The sequence below is a fragment of the Pseudomonas sp. RIT-PI-AD genome, assembly GCF_025642785.1.
In the GTDB taxonomy this organism is placed as follows: Bacteria; Pseudomonadota; Gammaproteobacteria; order Pseudomonadales; family Pseudomonadaceae; genus Pseudomonas_T.
On sequence record NZ_JANZKU010000004.1, the window covers coordinates 209,199 to 222,101 of the forward strand.

General features: G+C 63.9%; 11 protein-coding genes and 1 pseudogene. 4 read left to right on the top strand and 8 right to left on the bottom strand.

Annotated features, from left to right (window positions below; all coding sequences use genetic code 11):
• The first annotated feature begins 97 nt into the window (after positions 1–97).
• Both mutS and fdxA read left to right on the top strand, forming a co-directional pair.
• Positions 98–2,665 carry a DNA mismatch repair protein MutS gene (mutS, locus tag OGL92_RS05435; RefSeq protein ID WP_263141404.1) on the top strand — a complete coding sequence of 856 codons (2,568 nt, stop codon included), beginning with the start codon at positions 98–100 and terminating at the stop codon, positions 2,663–2,665.
• Between the two features lie 138 nt (positions 2,666–2,803).
• On the top strand, positions 2,804–3,127 hold the full coding sequence (gene fdxA / locus OGL92_RS05440; protein WP_263141406.1) for a ferredoxin FdxA: 324 nt from the start codon (positions 2,804–2,806) through the stop codon (positions 3,125–3,127).
• A 496-nt stretch (positions 3,128–3,623) separates the two neighbouring features.
• Here the strand turns inward: fdxA and rpoS are convergent, their stop codons facing one another.
• The 6 genes from rpoS to ispF all read right to left on the bottom strand — a co-directional run bounded on the left by rpoS (position 3,624) and on the right by ispF (position 8,661).
• A complete protein-coding gene (gene rpoS, locus OGL92_RS05445; protein ID WP_263141408.1) occupies positions 3,624–4,622 on the bottom strand; it encodes an RNA polymerase sigma factor RpoS in 999 nt (332 codons plus the stop codon).
• 102 nt (positions 4,623–4,724) lie between these two features.
• A complete protein-coding gene (locus OGL92_RS05450; protein ID WP_263141540.1) occupies positions 4,725–5,609 on the bottom strand; it encodes a peptidoglycan DD-metalloendopeptidase family protein in 885 nt (294 codons plus the stop codon).
• 109 nt (positions 5,610–5,718) lie between these two features.
• Positions 5,719–6,354: a protein-L-isoaspartate(D-aspartate) O-methyltransferase gene (locus OGL92_RS05455; RefSeq protein WP_263141542.1), complete on the bottom strand. Its 636-nt coding sequence runs from the start codon at positions 6,352–6,354 to the stop codon at positions 5,719–5,721.
• A 41-nt stretch (positions 6,355–6,395) separates the two neighbouring features.
• Positions 6,396–7,145 carry a 5'/3'-nucleotidase SurE gene (gene surE, locus OGL92_RS05460; RefSeq protein WP_263141409.1) on the bottom strand — a complete coding sequence of 250 codons (750 nt, stop codon included), beginning with the start codon at positions 7,143–7,145 and terminating at the stop codon, positions 6,396–6,398.
• Positions 7,133–8,191, bottom strand: coding sequence for a tRNA pseudouridine(13) synthase TruD (gene truD / locus OGL92_RS05465; protein WP_263141411.1), 1,059 nt, complete (start codon positions 8,189–8,191; stop codon positions 7,133–7,135). The genes surE and truD overlap by 13 nt, the downstream gene beginning before the upstream one ends.
• Positions 8,188–8,661 (bottom strand): 2-C-methyl-D-erythritol 2,4-cyclodiphosphate synthase, encoded by a 474-nt coding sequence (gene ispF / locus OGL92_RS05470; RefSeq protein WP_263141414.1) that lies wholly within the window; start codon positions 8,659–8,661, stop codon positions 8,188–8,190. Before ispF ends, truD begins: the two co-directional genes overlap by 4 nt.
• 215 nt (positions 8,662–8,876) lie before the next feature.
• Between ispF and OGL92_RS05475 the strand changes: the two are divergent.
• Positions 8,877–9,182: pseudogene (locus OGL92_RS05475) on the top strand (TonB-dependent receptor); the annotation flags it as partial.
• Between the two features lie 641 nt (positions 9,183–9,823).
• Here the strand turns inward: OGL92_RS05475 and fghA are convergent.
• Positions 9,824–10,669: an S-formylglutathione hydrolase gene (gene fghA, locus OGL92_RS05480; RefSeq protein WP_263141415.1), complete on the bottom strand. Its 846-nt coding sequence runs from the start codon at positions 10,667–10,669 to the stop codon at positions 9,824–9,826.
• Between the two features lie 96 nt (positions 10,670–10,765).
• The gene (locus OGL92_RS05485) at positions 10,766–11,878 is read right to left on the bottom strand and encodes an S-(hydroxymethyl)glutathione dehydrogenase/class III alcohol dehydrogenase (RefSeq protein ID WP_263141418.1); all 1,113 of its coding nucleotides are present in this window, start codon (positions 11,876–11,878) and stop codon (positions 10,766–10,768) included.
• A gap of 132 nt (positions 11,879–12,010) precedes the next feature.
• Between OGL92_RS05485 and OGL92_RS05490 the strand changes: the two genes are divergently transcribed.
• Positions 12,011–12,901, top strand: coding sequence for a LysR substrate-binding domain-containing protein (locus OGL92_RS05490; protein ID WP_263141421.1), 891 nt, complete (start codon positions 12,011–12,013; stop codon positions 12,899–12,901).
• Positions 12,902–12,903 lie beyond the last annotated feature (2 nt).

Below are 12,903 nucleotides of genomic sequence, written 5' to 3' on the forward strand. Positions count from 1 at the left end.
GAACTGAGTGACAAAAACCTCGCGGGTCCTCTGCGCAAGCGAGGTAATATTGGTCGCTTTCCAGCCTCCCCTTCAGTCGATAAAGCTAAGTTATTGAATGGAAAGCCTTTCTGATCACACCCCGATGATGCAGCAATACTGGAAGCTGAAGAACCAGCATCCGGACCAGTTGATGTTCTACCGCATGGGCGATTTCTACGAAATCTTCTACGAGGATGCGAAGAAGGCCGCCAAACTGCTCGACATCACCCTGACCGCGCGGGGCCAATCGGCTGGCAAGTCGATTCCCATGTGCGGCATCCCCCATCATTCCGCCGAAGGCTACCTGGCGAAGTTGGTGAAGCTGGGCGAATCGGTGGTGATCTGCGAGCAGATCGGCGACCCGGCGACCAGCAAGGGTCCAGTGGATCGCCAGGTAGTGCGCATCATCACGCCCGGCACCATCAGCGACGAGGCCCTGCTGGATGAGCGCCGCGACAACCTGCTGGCGGCGGTACTCGGCGACGAACGGCTATTCGGCCTGGCGGTCCTGGACATCACCAGCGGTCGATTCAGCGTGCAGGAGATCAAGGGCTGGGAAAACCTCCTGGCCGAGCTGGAACGCCTGAACCCCGCCGAACTGCTGATCCCCGATGATTGGCCCCAGGGCCTGCCGGCGGAGAAACGCCGTGGCGTGCGCCGGCGCGCACCCTGGGATTTCGATCGGGACAGTGCGCACAAGAGCCTCTGCCAGCAGTTCGCCACCCAGGACCTCAAGGGGTTCGGTTGCCACGAGTTGACCCTGGCGATCGGCGCCGCCGGTTGCCTGCTCGGCTACGCCAAGGAAACCCAACGCACGGCGCTGCCACACTTGCGCAGCCTGCGTCATGAACGCCTCGACGACACGGTGATCCTCGACGGCGCGAGCCGCCGCAATCTCGAGCTGGACGTCAACCTCGCCGGTGGTCGCGACAACACGCTGCAATCGGTCGTCGATCGCTGCCAAACCGCCATGGGCAGCCGGCTGCTGGGACGCTGGCTGAACCGGCCGCTGCGCGACCGCGCGATACTGGAAAGCCGCCAGGACTCCATCGCCTGCCTGTTGGAAGGCTATCGCTTCGAAACCCTGCAACCGCAGTTGAAGGAGATCGGCGACGTCGAGCGGATCCTCGCCCGGATCGGCTTGCGCAATGCGCGCCCACGCGACCTGGCGCGCCTGCGCGATGCCCTGGTCGCGCTGCCGCACTTGCAGGAAGCCCTGCGCCCCCTCGAGACCCCGCACTTGGTGGGCCTCGCCGAGAGCATCCGTACCTATCCCGAACTGGCGGATCTGTTGCAGCGCGCGATCATCGACACCCCTCCCGCGGTCATCCGCGACGGTGGCGTGCTGAAAGCCGGCTACGATGCCGAACTGGACGAACTGCTTTCCCTGAGCGAGAACGCCGGCCAGTTCCTGATGGACCTGGAGGCCCGCGAGAAAGCCCGCACCGGCCTGCCCAACCTCAAGGTCGGCTACAACCGCATCCATGGCTACTTCATCGAGCTGCCACGGGTACAGGCCGAACAGGCACCGGCCGACTATATCCGCCGCCAGACCCTGAAGGGTGCCGAGCGCTTCATCACGCCGGAGCTCAAGGCCTTCGAAGACAAGGCCCTGTCGGCCAAGAGCCGGGCGCTGGCGCGGGAAAAGATGCTGTACGAAGCGCTGCTGGAACGGCTCATCGGGCACCTCGCACCGCTGCAGGACACGGCGGCGGCGCTGGCGGAACTGGATGTGCTGAGCAACCTGGCCGAGCGCGCGCTGAACCTGGACTTCAATCGACCCCGCTTCGTCGACGAACCCTGCATGCGCATTCACCAAGGCCGTCACCCGGTGGTGGAGCAGGTGCTGGACACGCCTTTCGTGGCCAACGACCTGTCCCTGGACGACGACACGCGGATGTTGATCATCACCGGCCCGAACATGGGCGGTAAGTCGACATTCATGCGCCAGACCGCGCTGATCGTCCTGCTGGCCCACATCGGCAGCTTCGTGCCGGCGAAAGCCTGCGAGCTCTCCCTGGTCGACCGGATCTTCACCCGGATCGGCTCCAGCGACGACCTGGCCGGCGGTCGCTCCACCTTCATGGTGGAGATGAGCGAGACCGCCAACATCCTGCACAACGCCAGCGAACACAGCCTGGTGCTGATGGATGAAGTGGGTCGTGGCACCAGTACCTTCGACGGGCTTTCCCTGGCCTGGGCGGCGGCGGAGCAATTGGCCCGGCTGCGGGCCTACACCCTGTTCGCCACCCATTACTTCGAGCTGACCGTATTGCCGGAGAGCGAACCGCGGGTGGCCAACGTGCACCTCAACGCCACCGAGCACAAGGAACGGATCGTCTTCCTGCACCATGTGCTGCCGGGACCGGCCAGCCAGAGCTATGGCCTGGCGGTGGCCCAGTTGGCCGGGGTGCCCAATCCGGTGATCGCCCGCGCCCGGGAACATCTGGCGCGCCTCGAGACCACCAGCCTGCCCCACGAACCGCCGCGCAGCGAGCCGGGCCAGCCCAGGCTGCCGATGCAGAGCGATTTGTTCGCGAGCCTGCCGCACCCGGTTCTGGAAGAGTTGATCCGGATCAATCCCGACGACTTGACACCGCGAAAGGCACTGGAGCTGTTATATGCATGGAAGCTGCGAATCTAACGACGCCGTCCGCAAGCTGCTAGAATCGCGCGCGCTTTGGTAGGCCTGACATCGACCGGACATCGGAATGTGGTCACCGAGCCATGGAAAGGGCTTTGAACCGAGCCTTTCCAAGCCGCCCTGAGGAGAAAATTAGAAATGACCTTCGTCGTCACCGACAACTGCATCAAGTGCAAATACACCGATTGCGTGGAAGTCTGCCCGGTGGACTGCTTCTACGAAGGCCCCAATTTCCTGGTCATCCATCCCGACGAGTGCATCGACTGCGCCCTTTGCGAGCCGGAATGCCCGGCCCAGGCGATCTTCTCGGAAGACGAGGTGCCGGATAACCAGCAGGAGTTCATCGAACTGAACCGCGATCTCGCGGAAATCTGGCCGAACATCACGGAAAAGAAAGAATCCCTGCCGGATGCGGAAGAGTGGGATGGCGTGAAGGACAAACTGAAACATCTGGAGCGTTAACCGCTCCGGAAAGTCGAAAGCCCGCTGACGCGGGCTTTTCTTTGGGCAAAAAAAAGGGGCGGTGTTACCCGCCCACTCTTTTGTCCCTACTCCCTTATTTTCCCTATCATCGTCCTGATGAGTCGCATCCTGCGACGTTCCTTACCAGAGTCCTTTCCGGTTGCGTCATTCCCTGTACGCAGGAGTGATATTAACGATTCCCCAGACCCCGGCAACGGGGTCCAAAGGACGGGATGGGCGCCCCCAGGAAAAGTGCCCTTCATTTTTTTATATAAGAAACAACTACTTGAGCGAAAGCGTCACTCGAAATGCCTGTTTTCCCAGCCTTATCGACCGCTTCTCTTACAGCACCTGTAAGCAATGACTTACGCAGGACTACAGCAATGGGCCGGATTGGAACATGCGCGGCAAGCGAAACACCCGCACTTTCTGATTACCTGTGGACCGATAACGAAAAAGCCCGGCATCAAGCCGGGCTTTTTCTATCCAGTGCGCGCTATTGAAACAGCGCGTCGCTGGAAAGACCGTTTTTCTCCAAGATCTCCCGCAAGCGCTTGAGCGCTTCCACCTGGATCTGCCGTACCCGCTCCCGGGTCAGTCCGATCTCCTGGCCAACCTCTTCCAAAGTGCAGCTTTCATGGCCGCGCAAACCGAAACGGCGCACCACCACTTCACGCTGCTTGTCGGTCAACTCGGACAGCCACTGGTCGATGCTCTGGCTCAGGTCATCGTCCTGCAAAAGTTCGCAGGGATCGGTCGGCCGGTCGTCGGTCAGGGTATCCAGCAGCGTCTTGTCGGAGTCCGGCCCGAGGGACACATCCACGGAAGTCACCCGCTCGTTGAGGCCCAGCATGCGCTTGACCTCCTCCACTGGTTTCTCCAGCAGATGGGCGATTTCTTCCGCGGAGGGTTCGTGGTCGAGTTTCTGGGTCAACTCGCGGGCTGCGCGAAGGTAGACGTTGAGCTCCTTGACCACATGGATCGGCAACCGGATGGTCCGGGTCTGATTCATGATCGCGCGTTCGATGGTCTGGCGGATCCACCAAGTGGCGTAGGTGGAGAAGCGGAAGCCGCGCTCCGGATCGAATTTCTCCACTGCGCGGATCAGCCCCAGATTACCTTCCTCGATCAGATCGAGCAGCGACAGACCGCGATTGACGTAGCGTCGGGCGATCTTCACCACCAGGCGCAGGTTGCTTTCGATCATGCGTTTGCGACCCGCAGGGTCGCCCTTCTGCGCGAGCCGCGCGAAGTGCACTTCTTCTTGGGGGGTCAGGAGGGGGGAAAAGCCGATTTCGTTGAGGTAAAGCTGCGTGGCGTCGAGCGCTCGCGTGTAATCGATGTACTTGTGCTGCTTGAGTGAGTTGGCGCTCTTGGATTTGGTTGCCGGAGGAAAGACTTCCTCATTCAATACCTCGTCCATGACGATATCGGGCTCCATGAGGAGCATCTCATCGTCGACGTCAAACTCCGGCGCTACTTTGTCGAGTGCCATTGTTATTGTCCCGTGCTGAGTTCGACAACAAGCCCTGGTGGGACCCATTCCTTGGTACCCCTGAGCCAGTTCCTCCCACGCCGGGTGACGGCTGGGCCGCAGTCAACGTCGCGGCAGATATTGCAGAGGGTCTACGGGTTTACCCTGACGGCGAATCTCGAAGTGAAGTTTCACCCGGTCTGTGCCCGTCGATCCCATCTCGGCAATGTTTTGCCCGGCCTTGACCTGCTGTCCCTCCCTCACCAGCAATCTACGGTTGTGTCCGTAGGCGCTCACGTAGGTATCGCTGTGCTTGATGATGATCAGCTCGCCGTAGCCCCGCAATCCACTGCCGGCGTACACCACTGTCCCATCAGACGCAGCTAAAACAGGCTGTCCTAATTCCCCGGCGATATCAATGCCTTTATTCAAACTTCCGTTTGAGGAAAATCGGCCGATCAAAAGGCCGCTCGACGGCCATGCCCAGCCGCTCGAGGAGCGAACGCCAGGCGTTGCCGGAACCGCCGTCGGGGTTGGCGGAGTCACCACCGGAGCCGGGTTCTGGCCGGGTGAAGATTTGGGCGGCAGCGGAACCACGGTCGTGGTTCGGGTCGAGGAACCGCTGGGCGAGGAACTGATGACCACCGGGGTCGAAACGGGTGCGCCCGCCGTGACCGGCGCGCCGTCTTGCGCGGTGCCGCCGTCGAACCGGATGCGCTGCCCTGGACGGATGACATAGGGAGGGGCGATGCGGTTGCGCGAGGCCAATGCTTTCCAGTCCCAGCCGTAGCGGAAGGCGATCGAGTAGAGGGTCTCTCCGCGCTGCACGACGTGCTGGCCGCTCGTAATGGGGACGCGCTTCTGCACCGGGTTGCCGTTGCGGTCGACGACCTGGACGCCTTCGCGCGGCGTGCTGCTGCAACCGGCGAGCAGACCGCTCAATGCGATGGCCAACAGCAGGCAATGCCCGGGTGTACCGACGTGAAAGCGCTGCCTAAGGGCCGTCAGGCTCACTCCACTCCCCTTTTCTCTAATCAAAGTGCGGCCTATTGTGCCGGAAAACTGGCGCGTCGCCAGCGGCGGTAGCGATCTAGACCGCAAAGCGGGCAAATGATCGTCACGCCACCGGGCCGTTGAGCAGGGGGACGAAACGTACGGCGTCCAGCACGTGCCGGGAAAACCCTGCGGCTTCGCGAACGATCAGCATCAACTGCTGCACGTCGCCCGCGCCCACCGGTATCACCATGCGTCCGCCCGGCGCCAGTTGCTCCAGCAGGGCCTGGGGTACGTCCGCGGCGGCGGCGGTGACGATGATGCCGTTGTACGGCGCCAGGGCGGGCCAGCCTTCCCAGCCGTCGCCCCAACGGAACACGACATTCCGCAGCTTGAGCTCCACCAGCCGTTCCTTGGCGCGGTCCTGCAGTTTCTGGATGCGCTCGACGGAGAACACCCGCTCCACCAGCTGTGCCAGCACCGCGGTCTGGTAACCGGAGCCGGTACCGATTTCCAGGACCTTGTCCAGCGGACCGGCCGCCAGCAGCAACTCGGTCATGCGCCCGACCATATAAGGTTGGGAAATGGTCTGGTTATGACCTATGGGCAGTGCCGTGTCTTCATAGGCCCGATGGGCCAGCGCCTCGTCGACGAACAGGTGGCGCGGCGTGCGCCGGATGACTTCGAGCACCCGGGCGTTCGACAAGCCTTCGTCGTACAGGCGCTCGATCAAGCGTTCGCGGGTGCGTTGCGAGGTCATGCCGATCCCGCCACGCAGCAAATGGTCCTTTTCACGCGCCATCAAAGCAGGCCCTCCAGCCAGCCATCGAGGCTCGAAAAAGCCTCGTTGAACGTTCGATCGAGTTTCAGCGGGGTAATGGATACATAGCCCTGCAGGACCGCATGGAAATCCGTGCCGGGACCGGCGTCGTCGCCATCGCCGGCGGCGGCGATCCAATAGCCCAGCTTGCCACGCGGGTTGACCAGGGTGACGGGGCGCGCGGCCCGCGCCCGGTGCCCGAGACGGGTCAGTTGAACGCCCCGGATGCGCTCCAGGGGTAGGTTGGGAATGTTGACGTTGAGCACGGTGCGCGGCGGCAGATCCAGCCGGTCGTGGGCCGCCACCAGCTTGCGGGCGAAATGGGCGGCGGTCGCCAGGTTGTCCGGCTGCCGCGACAGCAGCGAGAACGCGAACGCCGTGCGGCTGAGGAAGCGCCCTTCCACCGCGGCGGCGACGGTGCCCGAATAGAGCACGTCGTCGCCCAGGTTGGCGCCCATGTTGATCCCCGCCACCACAATGTCGGGCGGCGTTTCCAGCAGGCCGTTGATACCCAAATGCACGCAATCGGTCGGCGTGCCATCGAGGGCGATGAAGCCGTTGGCCAGGTAGTGCGGATACAACGGACGATCGAGCGTCAACGCGCTGCTCGCGCCGCTCCGGTCCTGATCCGGGGCGATCACGACGCACTCGTCATCGGCCGCCAGCGCGTTGTAAAGCGCGGCGAGGCCCGGGGCGTTCACCCCGTCGTCGTTGGCGATCAGAATACGCATGGGTTTTCCATCGGTTCCGCCGGCAGCAGGTCCACGAGCTCACGCACCACCACGGTGGCGAAGCAACCGGCCGGCAGGACGAATTCCAGTTGCAGAACATCGAGCTCGGGATAATGCCACGTCAGCTTGCCGATGGGGAGGCGCAGAATGCGTCGTTCCTGGCTCATGTCTGCGCTGGCCAGCCAGGCGGCGAGGCCGGCCTGTTCCTCGGCGAGCGCCTGTTCCAGGGCCTGGATGGAACTGCCCGCAGGACTCGGCCCGGCGCCCCACAGCGGGCCGGTCGGGTGCAGGTCGAGCACCGCCAGGCGCGGGTCCTGGCATTCCGCCTCGCCGGCCATGAAGAAGCTGCGGCTATCGGTGAAGGCCAGCAGGTCGCCGAGTTCGGCGCGGTTCCAGTTGCCCGCCTCGACGCGCTTCGCCAGGACGCGGTTGAACAGGTAGCTGCGCGCCGCGGAGAGCAGCCGGGACCGCAGGTTGCGCGATTCCGGCAACTCGCCGCGTTGGGCGAAGGCCAGGGCGTCGATTAGGTTGCCGCCGCCGAAGCCGAACCGCTGCAAGCCGTAGTAATTCGGCACACCTTGGCTGGCAAGGCCTCGCAGGCGCGCGTCCAGCGCTTCGCGCTCGCCGCTCAGCGCGGTGAGGCGCAGGGTGAATCCGTTGGCGGCATGGGCGCCGCGTTGCAACTTGCGGCTATGCCGGGTGCGCTGGAGGATACGCAGGCTGTCGTTTTCCGCCGCGGCCAGATCGGGATCGGCCTTGCCCGGCAGGTGCAGGCTGAACCACTGTCGGGTCAGCGCCTGGCGATCCTTCAGGCCGGCATAGCTGATGCCGCGCAAGGGCACCCCGGCAGCGCGGGCCAGGCGGCGGGCCGCCTCCTCGGTATTGAGGCCACGCTTTTCCACCCACAGCCAGAGGTGTTCGCCGCTGCCGGAGAGGGGAATGTCGAGCACCTCGTCGACCTGGAAGTCCTCGGCGCTGGCTTTCAACCGCGCCCGCCCGACCGGGCCGCCGTGGGCGCAAGGGCCGAGCAATTCGAGTTCGTTCATTGCGGCAGCAGCAAGGCGACGGCATGCACCGCGATGCCTTCCTCGCGCCCGGTGAAGCCGAGCGTTTCGGTGGTGGTCGCCTTGACGTTGACCTGGTCGAGTTCGACCTGCAGGTCGGCGGCGATCGCCGAGCGCATCGCGCCGATATGCGGCGCCATCTTCGGCGCCTGGGCGACGATGGTGGCGTCGACGTTGCCGACTTTCCAGCCCTTGTCGACCACTCGTTGCAGCACCTGACGCAGCAGTGCGCGGCTGTCGGCGCCCTTGAAGCGCGGATCGGTGTCGGGGAAATGCCGGCCGATATCACCCAGCGCAGCCGCCCCGAGCAGGGCGTCGCTCAGCGCGTGCAGCAGCACGTCGCCATCGGAATGGGCGATCAGCCCGAATTTATGGGGAATCCGCACGCCGCCGAGGGTGATGAAATCACCCTCGCCAAATCGGTGCACATCGTAGCCGTGGCCAATACGCATGGAGAACCTCCCTGGAAAAGTCAGCCCGCGATTCTAAAGGAAAGCGCGCATGCCAGTGCGGCAGCCTTACGAAAGCGGTCGTCGGCCCCCTCTAAAATGTAATCCTTATCATTAGTCGGTCATCGAGCGTGCCATGACGGAACTGAACGGCCTCAGGGAGCACCTCGACGGCGTCTATCGACAGCACCACCGCTGGCTGCAGAGCTGGCTGCGCCCTCTATACCCGCTACAAACTTAGAGGGCCGCTGGATCGTTTCACGGTCGGGGGAGGCACGCGCTGGCAAAGCGAGGGCTGGCAGGTATTGAACAACCGAGGCAAGGGTATCCGGGAGAAATTCTCCCAGGATCCGTACTGGCTGGTGGATGTAATGGCCCGTTACCAGATCAGTGAATATCTGTCGGCCACGCTCAACGTCTACAACCTGTTCGACAAGAAGTACTACACCAACATCGGCTTCTATAACTCCGCCTACTCGGGCGACCCACGCAACGTCATGCTGAGCACTCACTGGAACTTCTGACGCCGAAGCATGCAGGGGGAAAAGCTGCGAAGCGTTTTCCACCTTTGCATTCCGACCCTTCCCGACCGCCCTCGAGAGCGATGGCACAGCCACTCGCCCCAAGTGAGTCACCGTAGGGTGGATGACGCTGTTCTCATCCATCGCCAGCCTCGGCGGTAAGGTCGGGTGGCGGCCGATGGAGTGTCGGCAAGGTGGAACCCGTCCGGTGGATCGATGAGGCGCGATCCACCCTACGGAAGCGCGGTGCCACTGTCGCGGGATCAAGGGGTGTTTCCATTCAGCGAGCGGCGGCGCAACCACTCGATCCAGGCGTTTCACCGTAGGGTGGATGACGCCTTCCTCATCCACCGTCGCGCCTCGGCGGTGAGGTCGGGTGCTGGTCGATGGAACGTCGGCCAGATTGGAGCCCCGACCGATGGATCGGTGGAGCGTGATCCACCCTACATGCACCTACAACGTACCGTCGTAGGGTGGATGACGCCTTTCTCATCCACCGTCACGCCTCGGCGGTGAGGTCGGGTGCCGGCCGATGGAGCGTCGGCCAGATTGGAGCCCCGACCGGTGGATCGGTGGAGCGTGATCCACCCTACATGCGCCCCGCAGTGGTGGGGGTGGCAGTTGAGGGGCTGGGAAAAAATCTCTCAGCCGTTGAGTGCCTTGGCGTGGTGGCGCAGGTGGTCGTCGATGAAACTGGCGATGAAGTAATAGCTGTGGTCGTAACCCGCTTGCAGGCGCAGTTGCAGCGGGTGCGACGCCGCGGAGGCGGCGGCCTGGAGGGTTTCCGGCTTGAGTTGAGCGACCCGGAAATCGTCGCGGTCGCCCTGGTCGATGAGGATCGGCAGCTTTTCCGCAGCATCGGCGATCAGCACGCTGGCATCCCACTCGCGCCAGCGCGAGCGGTCTTCGCCCAAGTAGGCAGCGAAGGCCTTCTCGCCCCAGGGGCAGTTCATCGGATTGGCGATTGGCGCGAACGCCGATACCGAATGATAACGACCGGGATTCTTCAGCGCGCAGATCAAGGCGCCGTGTCCACCCATGGAGTGGCCGCTGATGCCGCGCCTGTCGGAGACGGGGAAGTTGGCCTCGATCAACGCCGGCAGTTCGTCGACCACGTAGTCGTACATCCGGTAGTGCCGGGCCCAAGGCTGCCGGGTGGCGTTGAGGTAGAAGCCGGCACCGAAGCCGAGGTCGTAGGCGCCCTCGGGATCGTCCGCCACGCCCTCGCCCCGCGGGCTGGTGTCCGGCGCCACGATGATCAGACCGAGTTCGGCCGCCAGGCGGTGCGCGCCGGCCTTCTGCATGAAGTTCTCGTCGGTGCAGGTCAGCCCCGACAGCCAATAGAGCACCGGCAAGGTAGCGTCCTGCTCGGCCTGGGGCGGCAGGTAGACGGCGAACACCATGTCGCAATCGAGCGCGGTGGAGCGATGGCGATAGCGCTTGTGCCAGCCGCCGTGGCTCTTGGTGCTTGAAACGATTTCCAGGGTCACGTGAAACGCCTCCTACGTAGGGTGGAAAACCGCGAAGCGTTTTCCACCAATCAAGGTGGACAAGCGGCCGGTCGGCCGCGTTGTCCACCCTACGGATCAGTAGTGAATGACGGTGCGGATGCTCTTGCCTTCGTGCATCAGGTCGAAGGCTTCGTTGATCCGCTCCAGGCCCATGGTGTGGGTGATGAAGGTGTCCAGCGGGATTTCGCCGCGCTGGGCCTTCTCGACGTAGCTCGGCAGTTCGGTGCGGCCCTTCACGCCGCCGAAGGCCGACCCGCGCCAGACGCGCCCGGTGACCAGCTGGAACGGGCGGGTGCTGATCTCCTGGCCGGCCCCGGCGACGCCGATGATCACGCTCTCGCCCCAGCCCTTGTGCGCGCACTCCAACGCCGCGCGCATCAGTTGCACGTTACCGACGCACTCGAACGAGTAATCCACCCCGCCGTCGGTGAGTTCGACGATGACCTCCTGGATCGGCTTGTCGTAGTCCTTCGGGTTGACGAAATCGGTGGCGCCCAGCGCTTTCGCCACTTCGAACTTGGCCGGATTGATGTCGACGGCGATGATCCGCGAGGCCTTGGCCATCGTCGCGCCGATGATCGCCGCTAGGCCGATGCCGCCCAGGCCGAAGATCGCCACGCTGGCGCCCGCCTCCACCTTGGCGGTGTTGAGCACGGCACCGATGCCGGTGGTCACGCCGCAACCGAGCAGGCAGACCTTTTCCAGTGGCGCCTCCTTGGGAATCACCGCCAGCGATACTTCCGGCAGCACGGTGTATTCGGAGAAGGTCGAGCAGCCCATGTAGTGATAGATCGGCTGGCCTCGATAGGAGAACCGCGTGGTGCCGTCCGGCATCAGGCCCTTGCCCTGGGTGGCGCGCACGGCACTGCACAGGTTGGTCTTGCCGGATTTGCAGAATTTGCACTGGCGACATTCGGCGGTGTACAGCGGAATCACGTGGTCGCCGACGGCGACGGAGGTCACGCCCTCGCCCACCGCCTCGACGATGCCCCCACCCTCATGGCCGAGGACCGCCGGAAACACGCCCTCGGAGTCGGCCCCGGACAGCGTGTAGGCGTCGGTGTGGCAGACCCCGGTGGCGACCATACGCACCAGCACCTCGCCTTTCTTCGGCGGCTCCACGTCGATTTCGACGATCTGCAAAGGCTGGTTGGCTTCGAAGGCGACGGCGGCGCGCGACTTGATCATGGAGTTCTCCGGGGCATTTTCGAAAGATGCCGAAGTGTAGTTCATTGCCAAATGACGAATAATCCGCCACGAGGCAAAACATTGATGTCATTCAGGGACAATCCACTGACTGGCTGACGAGGAGAACGCCACATGAGCCGATGGGAAGGTCTGGACGAGTTCGTCGCGGTCGCCGAAAGCGGAGGCTTCGGCACCGCCGCCGAGCGCCTGGGGCTGTCCTCATCCCACGTCAGTCGACAGATCGCCCGCCTGGAAGAACGCCTGCAAACCCGGTTGTTCTATCGCAGCACGCGGCGCGTCGCCCTCACCGAGGCCGGCCAGACCTTCCTGCAGCATTGCCAACGTCTGCAGGACGCCCGCGAGGAAGCGCTGCGCGCCATCGGCGACCTCGCCGCCGAACCCAAGGGCCTGTTGCGCATGACCTGCGCGGTGGCCTATGGCGAACGCTTCGTGGTACCGCTGGTGAACGCCTTCATGGCGCGGCACCCGCAACTGCGCGTGGATATCGAATTGAGCAATCGACCGCTGGACCTGCTCCACGAAGGGCTGGACCTGGCGATCCGCCTCGGCCGTCTGCCGGACTCCCGGCTGGTGGCCACGCGGCTGGCGCCGCGGGAGATGTACCTGTGCGCCTCGCCGGCCTACCTGGAAGGCTATGGCCGGCCCCACAGCCTGTCGGAACTGGCCCGGCACAATTGCCTGGTAGGCAGCAGCGACAGCTGGGCCTTCCGCCAGGGCGAACGGGAGATCGCCCTGCGCGTCCAGGGCAACTGGCGCTGCAACAGCGGCCAGGCGGTGCTGGACGCCGCCTTGCGCGGCTTCGGCCTGTGCCAGTTGCCGGACTATTACGTGCTGGAGCACCTCCGCAGCGGCGCGCTGGTCTCCCTGCTGGAACAGCACCGACCGCCGCATACCGCGGTGTGGGCGCTGTACCCGCAGCAGCGGCACCTGTCGCCGAAGGTCCGGCAATTGGTGGATAGCTTGAAGGCAGGGTTGGCGGAACGTCCCGAATACCGGCCGTGACC

What these genes read in the sequence shown, in the direction of transcription:
- mutS (WP_263141404.1), top strand. Translation starts at nt 98, where the DNA reads ATGGAAAGCCTTTCTGATCACACCCCGATGATGCAGCAATACTGGAAG.
- fdxA (WP_263141406.1), top strand. Translation starts at nt 2,804, where the DNA reads ATGACCTTCGTCGTCACCGACAACTGCATCAAGTGCAAATACACCGAT.
- rpoS (WP_263141408.1), bottom strand. Translation starts at nt 4,622, where the DNA reads ATGGCACTCGACAAAGTAGCGCCGGAGTTTGACGTCGACGATGAGATG.
- OGL92_RS05455 (WP_263141542.1), bottom strand. Translation starts at nt 6,354, where the DNA reads ATGACCTCGCAACGCACCCGCGAACGCTTGATCGAGCGCCTGTACGAC.
- surE (WP_263141409.1), bottom strand. Translation starts at nt 7,145, where the DNA reads ATGCGTATTCTGATCGCCAACGACGACGGGGTGAACGCCCCGGGCCTC.
- truD (WP_263141411.1), bottom strand. Translation starts at nt 8,191, where the DNA reads ATGAACGAACTCGAATTGCTCGGCCCTTGCGCCCACGGCGGCCCGGTC.
- ispF (WP_263141414.1), bottom strand. Translation starts at nt 8,661, where the DNA reads ATGCGTATTGGCCACGGCTACGATGTGCACCGATTTGGCGAGGGTGAT.
- OGL92_RS05485 (WP_263141418.1), bottom strand. Translation starts at nt 11,878, where the DNA reads ATGATCAAGTCGCGCGCCGCCGTCGCCTTCGAAGCCAACCAGCCTTTG.
- OGL92_RS05490 (WP_263141421.1), top strand. Translation starts at nt 12,011, where the DNA reads ATGAGCCGATGGGAAGGTCTGGACGAGTTCGTCGCGGTCGCCGAAAGC.